This window comes from Nostoc sp. 'Peltigera membranacea cyanobiont' 232, from assembly GCF_002245985.1.
In the GTDB taxonomy this organism is placed as follows: domain Bacteria; phylum Cyanobacteriota; class Cyanobacteriia; order Cyanobacteriales; family Nostocaceae; genus Nostoc.
In genome coordinates this window covers 18,624-38,756 of the sequence record NZ_NOLK01000036.1, presented here as the reverse complement: position 1 = coordinate 38,756, position 20,133 = coordinate 18,624, and the positions used below count along the sequence as shown (strand labels likewise).

Genomic DNA, 20,133 nt, shown 5'->3' with positions numbered 1-20,133 from the left:
TCATTATCCGCCTTTTCGCATCTCCACTTTTTTATTCAACCTTTGACACCGCTACCAGTTTCCGTGGGAACAATGTAACGTTGTAGAAATAAAAATAATAATAATACTGGAGCGATCGCAATTACTGAACCAGCAGCTACTAAACGCCAGTCAAGAGAAAAAGTCCCTGCTAGCTTTGCGACTCCCAGGGGAAGAGTGTATAAATTTTCGTCTTGGATGACAATCAAAGGCCACAAAAAGTCACTCCAAGCACCAATAAATACAAAAATAGCTAAAGTTACCAATGCTGGGCGAACTGCTGGCAACATTATATGCCACCACAATCCTAACTCCGAACTGCCATCCATTCGGGCGGCTTCTTCTATCTCTTTAGGGACACTCATGAAAGCTTGGCGTAACAGGAAAATGCCAAAGGCAGAAGCCAAACTCGGAAAAATCATCCCTAAATAACTATTTCTCAAACCCAACTGGACTGTCAAAATATAGAGGGGAATCATCACGATTTGGAAGGGAATCATAATCGTGGAGACAATCGCTACAAAAATCCAGTCTCGCCCCAGAAACGACAATCTTGCCAAGGGATAGGCAGCTAAAGCGCAAAACAGTAGATTTAAGCCAACCGTCAGCACTGACACCAAAGTACTGTTGTACAGGTATTGTCCAAAAGGTAGAGAGTTCCACACACTAAAGAAGTTATCTAGTGTCGGTGACGCAGGCAATAGCTGTGGCGGGGACTGCAAGATATTTTCTGTCGGCGATTTCAAGGCCGTACTAATTAGCCATAGTAAAGGAAAGAGCATTACCAGTGCGATCGCTCCCAATAGCAGATACATTAGCAGATTTTGCGATCGTGATTTTTTCCAGTTCAGCATTTGATTAATAACCTAAATATTCTAAACCTACTATTTTGGGATATTAAAAGATGAATTTAGAACTTGAACAGAAGCTTTGGAATGCAGGAAAAGAAGAAAAAGCATATAGCAAAGAAACATGGTATGAAATCATAGATTCTCTATTAGATGATTTTCATCAGTTTGTTGTCCACGATTTTTACCGCGATAGTCAAATTCAATTAAATATTGAAAACCCGAATTGTCCATCATTTGGTCGTTGGATATGGACTGATGAAAAAGGAGAATTCCCTCTATCTGTAACTTGGTCAGCCTTAATTGGTGGCGATATTATAGGAACTGAAGAGTCGGGGGATATTTTTCATGTTAGTATTGTACTATTTTTATTCGATACTACTGGTAACAATCGGTTACGTCTAAAAACAGGCGAAAGCTTTCTTTCATTTGCTTTTGAAAAACAATCTAATGATAATGGGCATTGGCGTAGTCTTGGCTGGTGTAAGGATGAATGGGGTGAATGGGAAAATCTTGGATAATTTTAAATATTTAAATACAGTGAAACCTATATATAATTATTGCTTGCGCTTAGAGACTTGCAATGAGAAGAAGCAAAATTATTGTGAATTTCCTTTTTTAATTCAACAGGAATGTAAACACTCACGCTACTTGCTGTTTATTTTGAAAAATATTTAAGGTATATCTAGCTCTAGTTTTAAGAATATTTAATTGGTCAACCTGCGCCAATAATCTGTCTAAGGTTTCGGTCTCGTCATGTGACAAATCATTCTCAGAGTTTTTAATTAATAATTCCTGTAATTGTATCTGAGCTTTGGGAGATAAATAACTTTCTGCCAAAGCTTGCAACTCATCTTGGCTTAAACCAATCAATAATTCAGAATCTATAGATAAGTTAGTTAGCTGTTGGTAAGTTTCTAAATCTAACAGTACTCCAACTTTATCTCCCCGTGCGTTAGTGACATACTGAACTGAGTCAGACATAGGTTTACTTGATGATTTGATTAATTTTATCTTAACCTATCATCAAAAATCTGGTTAAAGCAATTCACCTAATTCTGTTATGGAATTTATTCAGGTATGAGTATAATTAAGTTTCTTCACTTTCCGAACTCCCTAATTCTTCCAGTACATCAAAGAAGTCGTTCATTAGTTTTGCATCAAATTCTTTTACATCACTCCATGTTTGACTATTGTGAATGATATCTTGTGCCTCACAATAAGAAATACTCAAAGCCTTTTTTAAAATTCCAATTGATTCAGCTTTTGAATAATTACTCAATCTCAAGAACTTAATAACAGATTCTTTATCTGCGGATTCAATTAACATATTATTCAGCTTTTCAGTTAGTTCACTATCTTCCTTCATAGTTTGTCTCCAATTGACAAAAGGCATTGTGTTGCATAAATTAAACATTTATCAGATTTTTTGAGCTATTATCCGCATAAAAACAATCTACAGCAGTCCTAAAATCATTTGTTAAAAACAAGATTCCTGACTTCTTAGAGAAGTCGGGAATCTGGGGCTTTCAAATTTCAATAATCAGATATAATTGCTAGAAACTGAGATACTGCACACACAGATGTAAAAGATTTATCTTGCAGTCTGAAGCTAATTTACAGTAGTTAATCTTCAACCGCTACATAAGGTTGTGGTTCCCGCAAGCGTTGGGCAATTTGCTCTCGTCGATACTTTGCAAGTTCGCTATAAAGCCTCTTGCGAGAGAGATTCACACTGCCAACAGGCTCATGATCTAACAGTGTATGCCAAGGAGAAAACAGCAAACCCTCATCTAAACGTTTGCGTTCTTCAAAGTCAAATTTCTGACTGAAAATGCGGACAGTCGCAACTTTAATAAACGGTGAATCTGCTTCTTGCCATTCTATAACATGGTCTTCAATCGGCGTTTTTTCATCATCTACATAAAACTGAATGAAGAAGTCAAAAGATGCTTCTTTACCTTCTTCAGTCAAATATTTGACTATTGCTTCCCGAAGGTAATTTTCTGATTCGGGAAGTGTTTCGGGTGGTTGTTCCGGCTGTTGAGATTTGACAGATAGTTTTACAATGCGATTCCCAAACTTAAATGGAGCCATACTCCAATATTGAATCAAAAGCGGATTTCCGACTTTATTACTGCCAATTTTTTGCAAGATTGCAAAGGCATAACCAAGTTCCTGCAACCGCTCTGGGCTAAGTTGTCCACTTCCGGCTCTGGATATATCGGCGTAATCACGAACGTCTTTGGCCAAGAAAATTGGATAATTGTTGAGGATAAAATCTTGAGTTTTTTCTTCATCATCCAGAACTTTTTGCCCGTCCACATTCATCACCTTGATGGCGATACCGCGAACATCCGGCTGACTATCGGAGGTGAATTCACCACGTTTTTTAGGCGAACCACCACTAGAGAAACGAATCCATGCAGGATAGGTTTGTGGTGTTTTAAACAAACCTACTCTCAAGTCTTCAGGAAGATTGGGTTCAATAATAAACTCTCCTGCCAGGAGTCCATGACTTTTGCTATGAATTTGCCGGAGGTCTGGGCCTGTTTTTTGTTGAGCTTGGAGACTATTTGCAATAATCTCGTCAATTATTGCTTCCTGCTCAGTGGTAGATGATGTTGGGTTAGTCATAAATATTTTATGATGTGTCTTCATCATCCTGAATCCTTAGCCTTTCCTAGTCAATCCGGTTTCTGTAGAAACAGCTTGTAGTGGTTTATCCCAAGATTCAATAGGTATTTGGGACAAATAGGCAAAATCAAAGATAATTCCGATAGTCGGTTTTGTCTGCCACTGCGGTAAACTGAGCAAGCGATCGTAATATCCCCCGCCATAACCCAAGCGATATCCTTGATAGTCGCAAGCTACACTAGGGACGAGAATCAAATCTACTTCAGCAGCATCTATGATTGGAGCGTCGCGGTGTGGTTCAGTAATGCCATAAGCGCCACTTTGGATAGAATCGCCAGGTGTCCAAATATGCCAACACAAGGATTTATCAACGCAACGAGGAAATCCCCAACGATATTTGGTGTTTGCAAATAGTGGACTGAGGTCAGGTTCTTGGCGAAAGCTAAAATAAGCAAGTATTGTTTTTTTTGCTTCGGTGAATAAAGTAGAGTTTTGTAAATGAGAGCATAAGCGATCGCTTTTTTCTCTCCATTCTCCAACGGACATTGATTGGCGTGTTTTAAGTAGAGTGTGGCGTAGTTCTGCTTTATTTAGTTGACGATCAACTTTGTCCATAAAATTTATAGCATCAAACAAATAAGCTGGGCAATGCCCAGCTTATTACACCCTACATTCACCAGTACATCGTTATGCAGCGTGTTGACGATACCACTCAATGGTATTCTTTAACCCTTCCTCAAAGCCCACTTTAGCCGTGAAATTAAAGGCAAGATTCGCCCGTTCAGTATCCAAACAACGGCGGGGTTGACCATTAGGCTTGTCAGTTTGCCAAACAATTTCACCCTTAAACTCCATCAATTTGCAGATTATAGTTATTAAATCAAGGATGGAGATTTCGTAACCCGTTCCCAAGTTAACTGGTTCCAAGTCGTTATAGAATTGAGTTCCCATGACAATCCCCCTTGCTGCATCTTCTGAATACAGAAACTCACGGGTAGGACTGCCATCACCCCAAACTGGGAGTTGCTTTTCGCCCTTAATTTGGGCTTCGTGAACTTTGCGAATTAACGCTGGAATAACATGAGAACTTCCAGGGTCAAAGTTATCTTCTGGGCCATATAAATTAACTGGCAGTAGGTAAATTCCATTAAAACCGTACTGCTGGCGGTAAGATTGCAATTGAACTAAAAGCGCTTTTTTAGCAATTCCGTAGGGAGCGTTGGTTTCTTCTGGGTAGCCATTCCAAAGATCGTCTTCTTTAAATGGCACTGGGGTAAATTTAGGATAGGCGCAGATTGTGCCAACACAAACGAATTTTTCTACTCCAGCTTGATAGGCAGCATGAATTAGCTGGGTTCCCATGATCAAGTTATCGTAGAACAACTCTGCGGGTTTTTCGCGGTTTAGACCGATGCCGCCCACATGAGCTGCTAAGTGAATAATTATGTCTTGTTGATCAACTGCCCGTTGGCTATTTTCCCAAACACGCAAATCGCAGTCGCGCGATCGCACAATTGTAATCTTCTCACGATCGGCCCCTGCTTTACACAGTTGATCTATCACCTGACGGCCTAGAAACCCCGACCCACCAGTGACGAGAATTCGTTGATTTTTTAGTTCTAAGGCGGTCATATTTTTTATCCTCTGTGGTGCGAATCAGAAGTGCAAAGCGCCCAGTTCTTGACGAACAGTAGCAATATCATGTGGAAATTGCGAACCATTTCCATTGGGTGAAGTGTGACCCAATGCCTGTAAGTCTGCTTCTACCATTAAGGAAACTAGTTCTTCAAAGGTTACTGATGTTTTCCAGCCCAACTTCTGGCGTGCTTTTGTAGAATCGCCAATCAGTAAATCTACCTCAGATGGACGCAGGTAACGCTCATCAAACTCTACATAATCTTGCCAATTGAGATTTACATAACTAAATGCCAGTTCCAAAAACTCCCGCACCGAGTGGGTTTCACCAGTAGAAATTACGAAATCGTCTGGTTGGTCTTCCTGCAACATCAACCACATTGCTTTCACGTAATCTTTTGCATAGCCCCAATCTCGCTTGGAATCTAGATTACCCATGTAAATCTTTTTCTGCTTACCAGCAACGATACCAGCCACAGCTCTAGTAATTTTGCGGGTTACAAAGGTTTCACCCCGTCTTGGTGACTCGTGGTTAAAAAGTATACCGTTACAAGCAAATAAATTATAAGACTCACGATAATTTACAGTTTGCCAATGGGCGTAAACTTTCGCACAGGCATAGGGACTGCGGGGATAAAAGGGTGTTGTCTCATTTTGAGGTACTGCTTGTACTAAACCGTACATCTCTGAAGAACCTGCCTGGTAAAATCGCACCTGAATTCCAGTTCGGTGTTGGTAGTCTCGAATTGCTTCCAACAGACGCAGTGTCCCCATTCCTACAGCATCCACCGTATATTCTGGTGAATCAAAGCTAACTCTGACATGGGATTGAGCGCCGAGGTTGTAAATCTCTACTGGTTTAACTTCTTCTAAAATACGCCGCAACGTTGTACCATCTGTCAAGTCACCGTAGTGAAGAAACAACCGCACCCCGTCTTTGTGGGGGTCTTCATAAATGTGATCGATGCGGTCTGTGTTGAAGGTAGAAGTTCGGCGAATAATTCCATGAACCTCATAACCTTTTTCTAGTAAAAACTCACTCAAATATGAACCATCTTGACCCGTGATACCAGTAATCAACGCTCGCTTCTGTTGCGTCATGCTCAATTATCCCTTATTATCTTTGATTAAAAAGTTACAGGCAATCTGATACAACCTAGCAGCTAATTACTGAATTGCCTAATGGGAAACCTACGAGTTCTTGTTGTTATGAGACTTTTTCCGTAAATAAATATACTTAACAAAAAGTAATTTAATCCCTAAGCTCAACCTTAAAATAAACCAGGATTGTTTAAGTATGTATATTTTTCTTTTATCAGATATATCAACATTCTTTTTATATACGTCGTTTTTTTTGCCAAAATTTCATATATATCTGGTTTTGTGAAGACTAAATAAAATAGATATTTGAAATTAGGTTTTTAGGGGCATTAACTGCCCCAGATCGTCGAACCTAAGTATTTGCTCAGTATGCCCCGTTATTTTTTGGTAGAATTACCACATCAACAGTTTTCAAGATGATCCATAAATCAAGCCAGAAATTCCTAAATTTGACATAATGCAGGTCTATTTGGACTCGCCGAGGATAGGGAATATCATTACGCCCAGATACCTGCCACAAACCAGTAATTCCTGGACGGATTGTTAAAATCTCATCAATGTGACAACCGTATTTTGGTAGTTCTTCTGCTACCAAGGGTCGGGGGCCGACTACACTCATATCCCCTTTTAAAACGTTCCAGAACTGGGGAAATTCGTCTAAGCTAGTAATTCGCAAAAATCGACCAATTTTGGTAATCCGGGGGTCTTGTTTCAGCTTAAAACTGCTCTCAAATTCTTGTCGTAATTCGGGCGATGTTTCCATCATTTGCATGAGGATTTCGTCCGCATTGCTTACCATTGTTCGGAATTTAATACAATTAAACGCTTTGTAATTTTTCCCTACCCGTTCCTGGACATAAAAAATTGGGCCTTCTGAGCTAAAGGCAATCAGCAAGGTCAAAATTAAGTAGACGGGAAAGAACAAAATTAATACCGACAGCGAAAACACTATATCGAACAGTCGTTTGGCAAACTCTCCGTTTAAACCCTGAAAAGATAAACCTTTGGGCTTAACTTTCGGCGTCTTTGTTTTTTGACCGCGTTTTAAGAAAGTACGCGTAGACGCTCTAGTGTCTTGCCGTACGCCTCGCTTGCCGGAGAGGAGTGAGCTCTGGGCAGTCATCATACTCCTTAATAATCCACACCACACATAGTCCCAATATTAAAGCCAAAATGATGTGCTTCTGGGGGAAAATTGCCAAAAGCCTAAAAAAATAAGACGTTAACCAAGACCATCATTCCGAAAACGGTCTTTTTCGTTGCATTTGTTTACAAAATTTAGATAACGATCTGCAAAGATTTGCGGTGAAAACTGCGCGGCGTGCGATCGCATATACTCGGAACTGAACGAACCCTCATATACTTCAAACTTTTCTACTGCCTCCACTAAAGCCGCCTCGGTTTGCGTCTGGAAAAATATACCTGTCCCTGTATCCACACAAGAGCGGATATCTCGCACTGTTTCGAGTGCCCCCCCTGCACCGTAGGCAATTACTGGCGTGCCGCAGGCTTGTGCTTCCACTAGGGCAATCCCAAAATCTTCACAAGCTGCATACACAAACGCCTTAGCCCTAGACATATATTTTTTTACCACATTATCGGGTTGCCATCCGAGTATTTGGATATTAGAGTTTGCCATCTCGCGAATCTTGTTCATTTCATCTCCTGTACCAATAACTACTAATGGTCGTTTTAGTTGATTAAAAGCCTTGACAATCAGCGATATTTGCTTGTAACTCACTAAGCGGGAAACTGTCAGGTAAAAGTCCTCTTTCTCAGACAGGAACGGAAATTCCGCAATATTCACTGGTGGGTAAATGACTGTTGCTTCTCGTCGATAGCAACGCCAAATCCGCCGAGCTGTATGTTGCGAGTTAGCAATGAAGTAATCAACGCGATTGGCACTCAATACATCCCACTGGCGCAAACGATGTAATAAATATCGCGTCACCCACCCAGGTAAGCCACTACCCAGTTTGCTGTAGCGCAGATAATCAAAAGTCAAGTCCCAGGCGTAGCGCATAGGGCTGTGACAGTAGCAAATATGCATCTGTTCGGGAGTGGTCAGGATTCCTTTGGCAACAGCGTGAGATGAAGACAGAATTACGTCATAATGCCGCAAATCAAGTTGTTCGATTGCCAAGGGCCACAAAGGCAAGTATTTTTGTATACCGTTGCGGGCAGATGGAAAGTTCTGGAGAAACGTCTTGCCAATCTGACGGTTATATAAATAACTTTCTCTATTGCTGGATTCAAAATCGATCAGAGCATACAAATCAGCATCAATGTGATTCAAAATTTCTCGGACAACGAGTTCTGAACCACCGGTGGCTTTGGGTGTCAGCCACTCATGAACCAGAGCATATTTCAAGGGCACAGCTAACTTGAATAAATGGAAGATACAAAGACCAACTTGATGACGTTAACTGAAAAGTTTCCCCTTCTGATTAATTAACGGGAAGCGCACCAGATTAGCACATAGGACGCAATCTTTCCTTGAGATGTTCCAGATGGATGCTGCAACCTGATAACCTCAGATTGGAGTATTAGGGATTGGGAATGGTTATTTCTCCTTGTCTCCCCAGTCCCCAATCCCTAGTCCTTGACGACAACTGATATGGAAAAGGTGAATTTATGCGAATTCTAATTCTGGGTGGTACTCGGTTCATTGGTGTCTATTTGACTCAATTACTAGTGGAACAAGGACATGAGGTGGTGCTGTTCAATCGGGGAAATCGGACAGTACCTTCTTTACAGGGAGTAGGACAAATTATAGGCGATCGCACTGACGCTACCCAATTAAAGGCAAAGTTATCACAAGAAAACTTTGATGTCATTTTTGACAATAATGGCCGGGAACTTACTGATACTCAACCACTTGCAGAGATTTTTCAAGGGCGAGTGCAACATTTTATATATATGAGTTCTGCGGGAGTGTATCTCAAATCCGATCAACTACCCCATGTCGAAGGAGATTTAGTAGATCCCAAAAGTCGCCATAAGGGTAAACATGAAACAGAAGCTTATCTGACTCAATTGGGATTGCCCTTTACCTCTATTCGTCCTACTTATATTTACGGGCCTCGTAATTATAATGAGTTGGAAGGCTGGTTTTTTGATAGGATTGTGCGCGATCGCCCCATTCCTATCCCTGGAAATGGGTTGCACATTACGCAGCTAGGGCATGTAAAAGACTTGGCACTAGCAATGACTCAGGTTTTGGGTAATCAACAGGCCATAGGACAGATTTATAATATATCTGGCGATCGCTTTGTCACTTTTGATGGTTTAGCCCGTGCTAGCGCTGTAGCGGCTGGCAAATCACCCGATGCGGTAAAAATCGTCCATTACGACCCTAAAAAGTTTGATTTTGGCAAACGTAAAGCTTTTCCGATGCGGGTGCAGCATTTCTTTGCTTCGGTGCATAAAGCGCAAACAGAATTAAACTGGCAGCCTGAATATGATTTGATTTCTGGGTTGCAAGACTCTTTGGAAAATGATTATTTAGCTAATGCAAAAGACAAAGCTGATGTTGATTTTTCTGTAGATGAGGAGATTTTACAAGCGTTGTGAGTAGTGGCATACAGGCGTGTGCCTCTACTGATGCTTTTCGCATCTTCATAACTCATCAGGGTTAACGCCTAACTCTCGCAGCTGTGCTGCTAATCTGTTAGCACGTTGACTTTCTCGTTCTAGCGGTGTGGGAAGCCAATTCCCGGATGCATCATACCAACGTAGCCATAATCGCTCAATTTGTTGGTAAGAACCTTGCCAAAGTCCTAAGCCCAGTTCCAAACCCGGCATCCATACCCTTGGAGTACTCAAGTCCAATTCGCTGTAACTATCTGCAACTAATTGGAATACTTGGAGTTTGTCGGTGTAGCGGTCAAACACAATGTAGTAAGGAATTCGTAAGATCCTCTCATAAACTTCCCATTTGGTTGGTGGTTGGTTAATCTCCCGTAGAGTTTGTCCTAAGTCTTCTTTTTCAGTGCCAGGAGAAAGCAATTCTACCACTACAAAAGGAGCAATCCCTTCTTGCCAGATGACGTAACTCAGACGCAAGTTTTGCTGTTCGTAGAGACGCGAAACTCCCACAGCAGCAAACCAGTCCGGGCGTTTGTACCATAGTGTATGGCGGAGGTCATAGTAAAGGTTTAAGTCACTGGCAACAAATACCTCCTCTGCTGGATAGTTAGGTGGACAGAAGGTTTCGCGCAGAAGTTGGGGCTGAAAAAGGTGAAATTCGTCAGGCAAACCAGAGTCCTCCGGGTATTCACTGGGAAGATCGTACATGGTGGGTAGGGTTTCTTTTGGAGGGCGCGGAGGGTCTGTTTGGTACATAAGGGGAATCCTGACCGACTAATTTTAAGTTAACGGATCAGGACAAAGGTTTGGCGAAAATCAAAAGACAAATTTTTGAAAATGAATGAGCGAGAAAATATTCAACAATATTTCAGAAATCTCCTAGAAATTATTGAAAAACAAAGACCTGGATACATTGCTGTTTTAAAAGAAGGTTTACTCGATGATGAAATTCAGAATAGCATTACAACTCATCCAATTCCTGAAGGTTTAATCGCTATATATTCATGTGCTAAAGGATGTGATTTGGAACTTCCTAAAAATTTTGATTTTCCTACATATTTACTTACTGGATACGATTTAATCGAAATTGATAAAGTAGATAGTGTTATAAATCTTTTGCAGAGCGTACATAAAAATCCAGACTCTTGGGAATGGCAATCAGATATGATTCCTTTTTTATACGGTAGCGGAGGTGATTACTATTGCGTCAGAACTTTGTCAGACGATCAATCAGTTGTATGGACTCCTAAAGATGATGTTTTATATATAATTTGTAAAAATATTAAAGATTTTATTTTAATAGTTACGGAATGTTATAAACAAAACGCTTATTTTTTGGACGAAGATAGAGATTTGGAATGTAATTATGATTTAGAAGAAAAAATTATAGTAAATTTTAACCCGAATTATTATTATCAAAATGGTTTAAATTCAAAAGAATGATAAAACGCATAAAATCCAGATGTTATAAGTTAAACCAAGAACTTAATGGTAGAGATTCAGTAGATATTGGGTAAAGATGTATACATTATTTAATATTCAAATTAACTGCTTATGGAACAATATCCACTCCACAATGTTCTAGAATCCCGTGCCCGCTTAGGTGAAGGGCCCATCTGGGATTCTACCCAAAACGTAATTTACTGGGTTGATATCTACAACCATCGGGTACATCAGTTCAATCCTGCTACGGGGAAAGACTTGTTTTTTAATGTAGGAGATGTGGTAGGCGCGATCGCAACAGCAGGTAAAGATAAACTAATTATGTTGCTGCGTCATCACCTAGCATTTCTCAACACCCAAACAGGTGAAGTTACCCCCATTTTGGAAATTGAAGGAAATTTGCCAGATAATCGTCTCAATGATGGTAAATATGACCCTCAAGGACGTTTCTGGTTCGGCTCAATGTGTTCTTTGGAGAAACCCCAGGCTAGCCTCTATTGCTATGAAACTGACGGTTCATTGCATGTAATGGAAACAGGATTGACTATCTCTAATGGTCTGGGGTGGAGTCCCGATCGAAAAACATTTTACTTAACAGACTCTCCTCAGCAAAAAATATATGCATACGACTTTAATTCCGTAACAGGAAACATTACTAATCGTCGGATTTTTGTTGATTTAACTCATGAATCCTTCTACCCAGATGGATTGACAATAGATAGTGAAGGACATATTTGGTCAGCTATGTGGGGTGGATGGTGTGTGATTCGTTTCAACCCCAGAGGGGAAGAGATATTGCGGATAAAACTACCTGTGCAATTGCCAACTAGCTGCGCTTTTGGGGGCGAGGATTTGCGAACACTTTACATTACCACTGCTTCAGTTGGACTCAGCCAAGCAGAAATCGATAAAAGTTTCTCCTCTGGTGATTTATTTGCTCTCCAAACTGATGTTACTGGATTACCTGCTTATAATTTTTCTGGGTGAAAATAGCAGTTCTAAATCATTCGTGAAAACCTCTCTTTATTTCCCTCTCTGTGTCACGCCAGTTGCTAAAAATCGGGGAACCCTCCCAACGCACTGGCTTCTCTGCGTCTCTGCGGTTCGTTGAAAATAATAATTTCTGCTTACGGTAAGCTATGCCAACACAACTCATTTAAGATTGCCATAGGAATTTTAAGATAATTAAAATATTGTATTATTGTCTATTCTCTCCACAATGCCACTTGCTGTTGGAGTTCTCTCATATCTAAATAATCGCTAGCAAAAGCTTTTCGTAAAAGTGGATGAGGAATAAATCGATCGTACTTTTGAATTTCTGGTGCTTCTGAAGTACTGAGTAAATCTTCTGGGGTAATTCTTTGTTCACACAATGAAGCAATTTCATGATAAAGAGATTTAAATTTACCCTTGCCTAATTTAATTGTGAAATAATAGGGATTTAATCCGCCAATACTGATAATTTCCAACGATTCTCGACAGTAGGAGTTGAGTAATCTTTCTAAAGTGCGATAAGCAACCGTACCCATCCAGGGAAAAATATAGCATTTCCCTTTTTCCAATTCTAAGATATTTTGTTTATCTAATCCAACCTGCTGCACCAATCGGCGAACTTGATGTAACCGTTGTAAAGCATTTTTTTGCAAATAACTATACTCGATATTTTCAAATAAAACTCGTTGCATTCGTTGTAAAACTTTGGTATGAATAGTGCCACCACTTCCGCGCCAATAAATACTAGCTTTGCCCTCGGCTTGTTTTACAAAAATAGCCTTCTTTTTAAAGTCCACTTCTACAACTTCCCAACTTCTGCCAGCTAAAGCAAATTGATTGCCAACAGCAGGCGGCGTAACTATACTGCCAATTTCTGTTGCACCTTGCTTAACAATATATTCTTGCTGTTCAGCAAAGACAGCATAAAACTGAAACTTCCTCACAATCCTTTCTCCTGCCAAACCCAGGATTAATTTACCTTGTTCAGTATGCTGAATATGACCAATATCAATTAAATAGCGGAGCAATAATTGGAAATCTTCTTTGGAAATAGCAGCAAAAGGCGGTAAGCTAAAAATTTGTTTAGCTAAGGCATTAGGCGAAAGTTCTCCTGTTGCTGTTAAAATACTCATTGTTTGGTGATAAAGCAAACTCAAAGGATATTTAATCGGTCTGATTGGTTCAATCCATTTCTCCTCTAAATAAAGTTGAATAATAGCGATAGACTGCAACAGTTGCCAGGGTATTTGTTCTGGTAGAGAAGCTTCTGATAATGGTTTCTCTTCAGCACAGACAAAGCGCATATCGGCAGCTTCACCCCTTCTACCACCACGTCCTAAGCGCTGTAAAAAGCTAGCTACAGACAAGGGTGATTCTAACTGAATAACTCGCTCTAAATGACCAATATCTATACCTAATTCTAAAGTTAGAGTGGCAGCAGTAACTGCTTGATTGTTGGGTTCACGCATGGCATTTTCAGCAGCTTGCCGCAAGCTAGCAGATATACTTCCATGATGCACATGATATATATCTGGTAGTCCTTGTTTTGTGGCAATTTGTCGCAAAGATGCTATTACAGATTCAGTCTGCGTGCGATTATTAGCAAATATTAGGCATTTCCGAGATTTGCTAAGGTTGAAAATATATTGTTCATAATCTGTTGCCTCTGATTCATCTATTTCATCAGTAATATAAAAATGTTCTACAGCTAATTTTATTTGGCGTTTTATCCCATCGGTTTGTGGTGTAATCACTGATTTATCTGTTCCTGAACGCAACCAATCTTCAGCTATTGAATAATCACCAAGAGTTGCCGATAAACCAATCCGGCGTGGTTGTCTTTGCGTCAACCTTGCTAAACGTTGTAATTGGCAAATAATTTGACAACCGCGTTCGGAACCCATAAAGGCGTGAATTTCATCAATAATGACAAATCTTAAGTCACCAAATAAGCGGAGTAGGTCGTTATTTTTGTTGATTAACAAACTTTCTAGAGATTCTGGTGTAATTTGGAGAATTCCTTGAGGATTCTTTAAAAGTTTGTTTTTTCGACTTTGAGAAACATCACCGTGCCAGTGCCATACTGGAATATCTGCTTCTTTGAGTAAGTCGTTGAGGCGCTCAAATTGATCGTTAATTAAAGCTTTGATTGGACTAATATATAATGCGCCTATAGTTGTGGCAGGGTTGGCATGTAATAAAGTCAAAATTGGTACGAAGGCTGCTTCTGTTTTACCCGCAGCAGTTGCAGCAGTAACTAGCAAGTGAGCATCGGTGTCAAATATAACTTCACAAGCGGCAATTTGGACTGGTCGTAATTCAGTCCACTGATGATGATAAATATATTCTTGGATGAAGGGGGCAAGTCGGCTAAAAGCATCGCTCATATTTTTTATGAATAATTCGTAACAGGTAATAAATTGATTACTGATAAAGTTGAAATAATATCATACTAAGTGAAGCGAACATTAAAGAACCGCTTATATAGCTGTAAGACATGATTGGCAAAGAGATAAATCTCTTAGTATTTTGGAGAATTTTGTTGATTTTTACTCCTATTGACTCAAGGCAGATTAAAATCCGTCAGTCAAACTGAAGTAATAGGGGCAAGTATATAATGAGGCAACAATCATGAACAAGTATAAGGAAATATTACGTGTAGTTCTTGCTATATCCATCATTGTGGTTGGAGTGACACACTTTGTTATTCCAGAACCCTATGTCAAAATTATGCCACCGCAACTTCCTTATCCTTTAGGATTAGTTTATCTCAGTGGCTTTTATGAAATTTTAGGTGGTATCGGCTTATTAGTCCCGCCTGTAAGTCAAGCTGCTGCTTGGGGACTTATTGCTCTTTTTATTGCTGTTTACCCTGCCAATATCAATATGGCGGTTAATCATATTCAACTAGAACATATACCAAATTCACCTTGGGTACACGTAATCAGACTTCCCTTTCAAGGAGTTTTAATTGCTTGGGCTTGGTGGTACACTAAATCTTCTGATTGGAAAAAACAAGCTTCTATCATTCCTAAGTCACTCATTCCCAAAGAATTAAAATTGAAATGAGTGCGTTTTTTATATTTGAATTATGCGTGTTGCAACTTTATTTGGAATAACACTCTCGTTAGCAATGGGTGTTGGGGGATTAACGCCTCCGGTGACTCAAGCGGTGCAGCTTAGAGATGGTACAGTCTACTTTGTTCAACCGCCGAAACTTGTGAATGCAACGACTACTTATAAAGATGTGAATATTTGGGGCGGAACTTACTATTTCACGATCAACCTGCCGGATAATGCTGGAGAATCCCTCCAGAAAGTGACGATCGCACAAAGGGAAGGAACAGAAAACATCCGTTACAATCTTAATGATACCCGCGCCTTTGTCGGAACACGCGAGCGCAAAGAATCTCGCCTAACACTAGGCGCAGTCACAGACGAACGCGACACACGAACAGTTACTGTGAACTTTGATCCGCCTGTCACTCCGGGACAGACAGTGACAATCGCCTTGCGTCCTGTGAGTAATCCCAGCTTTTCTGGTGTCTACTTACTAGGTGTGACAGCATTCCCGGTGGGTGAAAAATCTCACGGACAATTTCTTGGTTTTGGACGGTTTCAGTTTTACAGCAATAGAAGTAACTGGTGGTTTCCATAAGCACCAGGATGTCAATGCTACGAACAACACAAATGGTAATGACAGCTTAATCTCATTGAGAACCAATCCGGCAAGTGAGCGATCGCTTGGTAATATTAACTCTAAAACAAAATCTGGAGCCTATTTAAGGGCAAAGCTGCAATGACTACCGATTACTTCAGATAAATTAGCAAATTCAATCCTGGAATTGTGCGTGAAAGTGTCCATAAAACTAATGTAATGTAAATTACGCCTAAACTCCATTGATACCAAGCAAGTGCAGAGATGATCCCTGGTAAGTGTTCGTCTCGCAGGCGAATATCATTAAATCCTAATTTAACTAGGTTGTTGAGACTAAAATCATAGTAGTTGAGCCAGTTCCAACGGCGATCGCTCAGTAGAGGCATATATCGTTCCCGAAATGTCTGATTCCTTGGGATCACTGGTAAACGCCCAATCAATAATCGTAACTGGCGAAATGTACCATCTTCGGTAAAGTAAGAAACGTCCATTAAGTCGTGATAACGACCTTGTTGATAAAGTCGGATTAATAACGCCAGTGGTACGGGGACAAGAATTATGAAAAGACACCCCAATGTCAGCCAAGGTTGTTGAGTATTGCGAAAGATGGCTAGGAAGCTCAAGAATTCTAAAACGCTAAAACTGACTAATATGGAAATGGTTTCGTAAGCTGTGGGAATAATTGGTATGGGATGCAGGCGACGATAGCGATCTACTAGCCAAAATAGTAAGCCGAAATAAGCGATCGCAACTCCTCCCACGCCAAACACTAACCAAAAATTTGTCCCATAGCCACTCAACAGCAGTAGTACACTCAACCCCAACCAACTCCAAGCTTGCAGTAACCACCCACCGATAGAAAGGGGTTCGCCAACACTTAAGCGATGTCTAGCGACAAGCCGTTGCACGTCTACGCTAAGTTGAGTATATTTTTCTAAATCGATATCAGCTAAGGTCAGTAACTCACTGCTGTTACGAAAAGATTTTATCAGACGACGCTGGGCGATCGCTGCGGCTTGAGTTGCAGAAAAACCTAATTTAATCAAACTTGCAACACTTGCACTATTAATATTTGTAGCCGTCAAACGGCGACTCATTTCTACTAATCGCAGTTCTTGTTTTGTGTATTCCAGTTCATTAGCATCGGTAACTTGTTGTTGCTGACGAAAATTTTGCCCTAAATTCCGCAAGATATTTTGATTACCTTGCAATGTCGGGGTACAGAACATCTTACCAATCTGACCGGGATTACCTAAAATTTTTGCTTGGTTAGAATTAAAAGTTAAACCAGGTACGCTTAAACAAGCTTCTGGAGAAAATCTAGCATCGCTAAAATCTGCTTGGTTGAGAATGCTTGCACCTTGCAAATTCACCGATTGATTAAACTCCACTTCTCGAAATATGGCAGCTTGCTCAAAAGTCGCATCTGTTAAAATAAATAACTGATTAAAATTTGCTTTAGTAAACTGTACTTGATTGGCAAAGCGGACATCAGAAAAATCAGCATTTTCTCGCCACTGCACACTATTGAATTTAGCCAACTCTTTAAAAGTTGCTTGGTTAAAATTGGCAGTATTTTCAAAGATACTACCTTGAAAATCAGCGAATTCCTGAAATTGGCTTTGTTTGAAATTAGCTTTTTCAAAAAAAATACTACCTTGAAAATTGCTTGGTTGCTTGAATTTACCACCGCTAAAGCTGACAGGACGACCAAATCGGGTTTCAGTCCAATTAGTGGATTGGAGAAAAGTTGCACCTTGGGCATCCACAGACTGAAGAAAGAATGTATTAGAGAACTTTATTTCGCCATTGAAGCGAGTTTGCACGAGTTTCAAGACACCACGAAAGACAGCAATTTCACTGGATGGAGTTGATTTTGTTCCTAATAGCGATCGACAATCTTTAGAATTCACTAATGACTCCAGACAAACAAAGCGCAAACGTTCTAGTTCTTGTTGTTCGGTAGAGGTAAAAATCGGAGCAATGGCTTTAGCATACAACGGTGTTCTTAAACCCAAATCGCTGCCCACAAAATCCCCTAAAATCAGGGCATAGCTGAGGTCTAAACCCAGAGGTTTTGCACCTAATTCTTTTCGCAGTAGTTGGTAAAAAGCATCGCGAAAGCTAGCGTTTTCTGGGCGCAAATCAATCACCATCTTCTGCAAATCTACCGTCAAATTGCCTTCACGCAGTGTCGGTGTGCGTAGACGTTCTTGTAATAATTCCAGAGTTAAGGGTATACGTTCTGGTTGCGTTTGTGCCGCCCAGGTTGATAGAGGGAAAATGAGAATTGATACAACGCAAAGGAACACGAAAAGCGCAGAGGAGTGCAAAGAAACCCTTCTGTGTAACTCTGCGTTTAACTTTTGCGTGCATCTAGTTTGAAAAAATAAATTGTGCAAATTGTTCGATCAATCGTCGCTAATTAGTAGAACAATTTTACCCGTCACAGAACCGCTTTCAATTAGTTGGTGGGCTTTAGCCGCTTCTTTTAAAGGAAACTTGTGGCTAACATGGATTTTTAACTTGCCTTCATCGATCCAGGTGGCACATTGTTCGAGAATTTCTGCATGGTGCTGGAGGCTTTCTTCCAATCCTAGCAACGCTGGTGCGAGCATTAATTCTAAACCAATACGGAGATTGCGTAATCTAGCAGTTTTCCAAACAGTATTGGCATCTGGTTCGAGAATCGTCACAATATCGCCATAGACTCGCACTGCGGGGAAAGTTTTGTGAAAGGTTTCGCCGCCTATGGTATCAAAAGCCAAGTCTACGCCTTCGCCGCCAGTCCAATCTAATACCGCTTGCACAAAGTCCGTTTGTTTGTAAAAAATTACATGGTCTGCACCGAGTTCTTTGACGAAATTAGCCTTTTCTTCAGAACTGACTGTGGTAGCAACAGTAGCACCTTTGAGTTTCGCCAATTGAATTGCTACATGACCGACACCACCAGCACCCGCATGAATAAAAACTCGTTCCCCAGGTGACAATCGTCCCCGTTCGTATAAAGCTTCCCAGGCGGTGATTAATACTAAAGGTGCTGCGGCTGCTTCGGCAAAGGAGATAGACGCGGGTTTGGGTGCCACAAACCGCTCATCCACAACGGTATATTCAGCATAATTACCTTGGTGTGCGCCCAATCCGCCGTAGCAAAAGTATACTTCATCCCCTGCGCGAAAACGCTGAACGCTAGCACCTACCGCTTCGACTATACCTGCACCATCACATCCTAAAATTGTCGGCGTGCGATCGGGGTAGAAAGTGCCTCGGCTACGAAGTTTAGTATCAATGGGGTTAATGCCAGCTGCCACCAAACGTACTAAAAGTTCAGTATTCCCAACAGGAACAGCAGGGTTTGGTACTTCCTGTACTTGCAAAACTTCGGGACTGCCAGCTGCTGTCATCAAGACTGCTTTCACGACTCTTTCCTCCTGGCTTTAGATGCACGTTCTTATGCAACTTTAGCGCAGAGGGTGGATACAAAGTTATGTCTGAGGGAAAACTGCGATCGCATAGCCCTTCGTAGACATCCCGTTGAGGTTATAATAAGTGTACATTTAAGTGTACACTTATTTCTATGCCAAAGTACTTAACCATTACGGAAGCTCGACGACAACTATTAGATTTGCCGGATGAGTTGAAAGATGAACCAGTAATCATCACCAAGCATGGTAAGCCAGTAATGGCAGCACTTAGCTTTGAACAATTTGAATCTTTGTTAGAAACCTTGGTAATCTTATCTGATCGGGAGTTTGCCCATCAACTACAGGAGAGTATAAGCCAAGGGGAACGGGAAGAAACCATTAGCTGGAAGGAAGCAAAGGCCCAACTTGGACTCTGATATACCACAACCCATTAACACAGACTATGAAATTGAACTGACACCGCTAGCTTTAGAAATGTTGACTAGTGTTAAGGATCGGTGTCATCAGAAATCTTTGAGCGATAGAATCGACAAACTCAAAATAGATCCAGAAAAGCAGGGAAAACCTCTAATTGACAAGCTGAAAGGATATCGTAGTGTCAGGGCTGTAGGTCAACGCTACAGAATTATTTATAAAGTAGAACTAGAGAAAGTTGTGGTTTTAGTGGTTGGGGTAGGACTACGGAAAGAGGGTGACAAAGGGGACATTTATACACTCTTGCAGAGATTGCTGGAGTAATGTATGAGAATAAGCTTTTTTTGCATATAAGCACTGAAAAGAGTGATAA

General features: G+C 40.6%; 21 protein-coding genes. 8 read left to right on the top strand and 13 right to left on the bottom strand.

What is annotated here, in order from left to right:
• Positions 1-35: 35 nt before the first annotated feature.
• Positions 36-872, bottom strand: a complete 837-nt coding sequence (locus CDG79_RS14605) for a carbohydrate ABC transporter permease (protein ID WP_094342763.1) — start codon at positions 870-872, stop codon at positions 36-38.
• 50 nt (positions 873-922) lie between these two features.
• Between CDG79_RS14605 and CDG79_RS14600 the strand changes: the two genes are divergently transcribed.
• On the top strand, positions 923-1,387 hold the full coding sequence (locus CDG79_RS14600; protein ID WP_094342762.1) for a hypothetical protein: 465 nt from the start codon (positions 923-925) through the stop codon (positions 1,385-1,387).
• 121 nt (positions 1,388-1,508) lie between these two features.
• On the opposite strand, the gene CDG79_RS14595 is transcribed toward CDG79_RS14600, so the two are convergent.
• The 8 genes from CDG79_RS14595 to CDG79_RS14560 form a co-directional block, all read right to left on the bottom strand.
• Positions 1,509-1,850 (bottom strand): hypothetical protein, encoded by a 342-nt coding sequence (locus CDG79_RS14595; protein ID WP_094342761.1) that lies wholly within the window; start codon positions 1,848-1,850, stop codon positions 1,509-1,511.
• 106 nt (positions 1,851-1,956) lie between these two features.
• The gene (locus CDG79_RS14590) at positions 1,957-2,235 is read right to left on the bottom strand and encodes a hypothetical protein (protein ID WP_143855482.1); all 279 of its coding nucleotides are present in this window, start codon (positions 2,233-2,235) and stop codon (positions 1,957-1,959) included.
• 257 nt (positions 2,236-2,492) lie between these two features.
• Positions 2,493-3,503 (bottom strand): catalase family protein, encoded by a 1,011-nt coding sequence (locus tag CDG79_RS14585; RefSeq protein WP_223278151.1) that lies wholly within the window; start codon positions 3,501-3,503, stop codon positions 2,493-2,495.
• Between the two features lie 36 nt (positions 3,504-3,539).
• Positions 3,540-4,118, bottom strand: a complete 579-nt coding sequence (locus tag CDG79_RS14580; protein WP_094342758.1) for a 5-formyltetrahydrofolate cyclo-ligase — start codon at positions 4,116-4,118, stop codon at positions 3,540-3,542.
• Between the two features lie 72 nt (positions 4,119-4,190).
• Positions 4,191-5,135 carry a GDP-L-fucose synthase family protein gene (locus tag CDG79_RS14575; RefSeq protein ID WP_094342757.1) on the bottom strand — a complete coding sequence of 315 codons (945 nt, stop codon included), beginning with the start codon at positions 5,133-5,135 and terminating at the stop codon, positions 4,191-4,193.
• Positions 5,136-5,159: 24 nt separating this feature from the next.
• On the bottom strand, positions 5,160-6,239 hold the full coding sequence (gene gmd, locus CDG79_RS14570) for a GDP-mannose 4,6-dehydratase (protein ID WP_094342756.1): 1,080 nt from the start codon (positions 6,237-6,239) through the stop codon (positions 5,160-5,162).
• Positions 6,240-6,603: 364 nt separating this feature from the next.
• Positions 6,604-7,362, bottom strand: coding sequence for a sugar transferase (locus CDG79_RS14565; protein WP_094342755.1), 759 nt, complete (start codon positions 7,360-7,362; stop codon positions 6,604-6,606).
• Between the two features lie 99 nt (positions 7,363-7,461).
• The gene (locus CDG79_RS14560; RefSeq protein ID WP_094342754.1) at positions 7,462-8,616 is read right to left on the bottom strand and encodes a glycosyltransferase; all 1,155 of its coding nucleotides are present in this window, start codon (positions 8,614-8,616) and stop codon (positions 7,462-7,464) included.
• 257 nt (positions 8,617-8,873) lie between these two features.
• Between CDG79_RS14560 and CDG79_RS14555 the strand changes: the two genes are divergently transcribed.
• A complete protein-coding gene (locus tag CDG79_RS14555; protein WP_094342753.1) occupies positions 8,874-9,812 on the top strand; it encodes an NAD-dependent epimerase/dehydratase family protein in 939 nt (312 codons plus the stop codon).
• 45 nt (positions 9,813-9,857) lie between these two features.
• Here CDG79_RS14555 and CDG79_RS14550 read toward each other — a convergent pair whose 3' ends face one another.
• Entirely contained in the window at positions 9,858-10,583 is a 726-nt protein-coding gene (locus tag CDG79_RS14550) for a Uma2 family endonuclease (RefSeq protein ID WP_094342752.1), read from the bottom strand.
• Between the two features lie 81 nt (positions 10,584-10,664).
• Here CDG79_RS14550 and CDG79_RS14545 point away from each other — a divergent pair, with 81 nt between their 5' ends.
• Complete coding sequence (locus tag CDG79_RS14545; RefSeq protein WP_094342751.1) at positions 10,665-11,270, top strand: SMI1/KNR4 family protein; 606 nt, start codon at positions 10,665-10,667, stop codon at positions 11,268-11,270.
• Positions 11,271-11,381: 111 nt separating this feature from the next.
• Positions 11,382-12,257: an SMP-30/gluconolactonase/LRE family protein gene (locus CDG79_RS14540; protein WP_094342750.1), complete on the top strand. Its 876-nt coding sequence runs from the start codon at positions 11,382-11,384 to the stop codon at positions 12,255-12,257.
• 218 nt (positions 12,258-12,475) lie between these two features.
• Here CDG79_RS14540 and CDG79_RS14535 read toward each other — a convergent pair whose 3' ends face one another.
• Positions 12,476-14,650: a DEAD/DEAH box helicase gene (locus tag CDG79_RS14535; protein WP_094342749.1), complete on the bottom strand. Its 2,175-nt coding sequence runs from the start codon at positions 14,648-14,650 to the stop codon at positions 12,476-12,478.
• A 244-nt stretch (positions 14,651-14,894) separates the two neighbouring features.
• On the opposite strand from CDG79_RS14535, the gene CDG79_RS14530 reads away from it, so the two are divergent.
• On the top strand, positions 14,895-15,332 hold the full coding sequence (locus CDG79_RS14530; protein WP_094330124.1) for a DoxX family protein: 438 nt from the start codon (positions 14,895-14,897) through the stop codon (positions 15,330-15,332).
• Positions 15,333-15,354: 22 nt separating this feature from the next.
• Positions 15,355-15,921: a DUF2808 domain-containing protein gene (locus CDG79_RS14525; RefSeq protein WP_094342748.1), complete on the top strand. Its 567-nt coding sequence runs from the start codon at positions 15,355-15,357 to the stop codon at positions 15,919-15,921.
• Between the two features lie 152 nt (positions 15,922-16,073).
• On the opposite strand, the gene CDG79_RS14520 is transcribed toward CDG79_RS14525, so the two are convergent.
• Together CDG79_RS14520 and CDG79_RS14515 are read right to left on the bottom strand one after the other, a co-directional pair.
• Complete coding sequence (locus tag CDG79_RS14520; RefSeq protein ID WP_442946209.1) at positions 16,074-18,233, bottom strand: pentapeptide repeat-containing protein; 2,160 nt, start codon at positions 18,231-18,233, stop codon at positions 16,074-16,076.
• 99 nt (positions 18,234-18,332) lie between these two features.
• On the bottom strand, positions 18,333-19,340 hold the full coding sequence (locus CDG79_RS14515) for a zinc-dependent alcohol dehydrogenase family protein (RefSeq protein WP_094342746.1): 1,008 nt from the start codon (positions 19,338-19,340) through the stop codon (positions 18,333-18,335).
• Positions 19,341-19,498: 158 nt separating this feature from the next.
• Between CDG79_RS14515 and CDG79_RS14510 the strand changes: the two genes are divergently transcribed.
• Entirely contained in the window at positions 19,499-19,762 is a 264-nt protein-coding gene (locus tag CDG79_RS14510) for a type II toxin-antitoxin system Phd/YefM family antitoxin (RefSeq protein WP_094342745.1), read from the top strand.
• Positions 19,752-20,084: a type II toxin-antitoxin system RelE family toxin gene (locus CDG79_RS14505; protein WP_094342744.1), complete on the top strand. Its 333-nt coding sequence runs from the start codon at positions 19,752-19,754 to the stop codon at positions 20,082-20,084. The genes CDG79_RS14510 and CDG79_RS14505 overlap by 11 nt, the downstream gene beginning before the upstream one ends.
• The last annotated feature ends 49 nt before the right edge of the window (positions 20,085-20,133 follow it).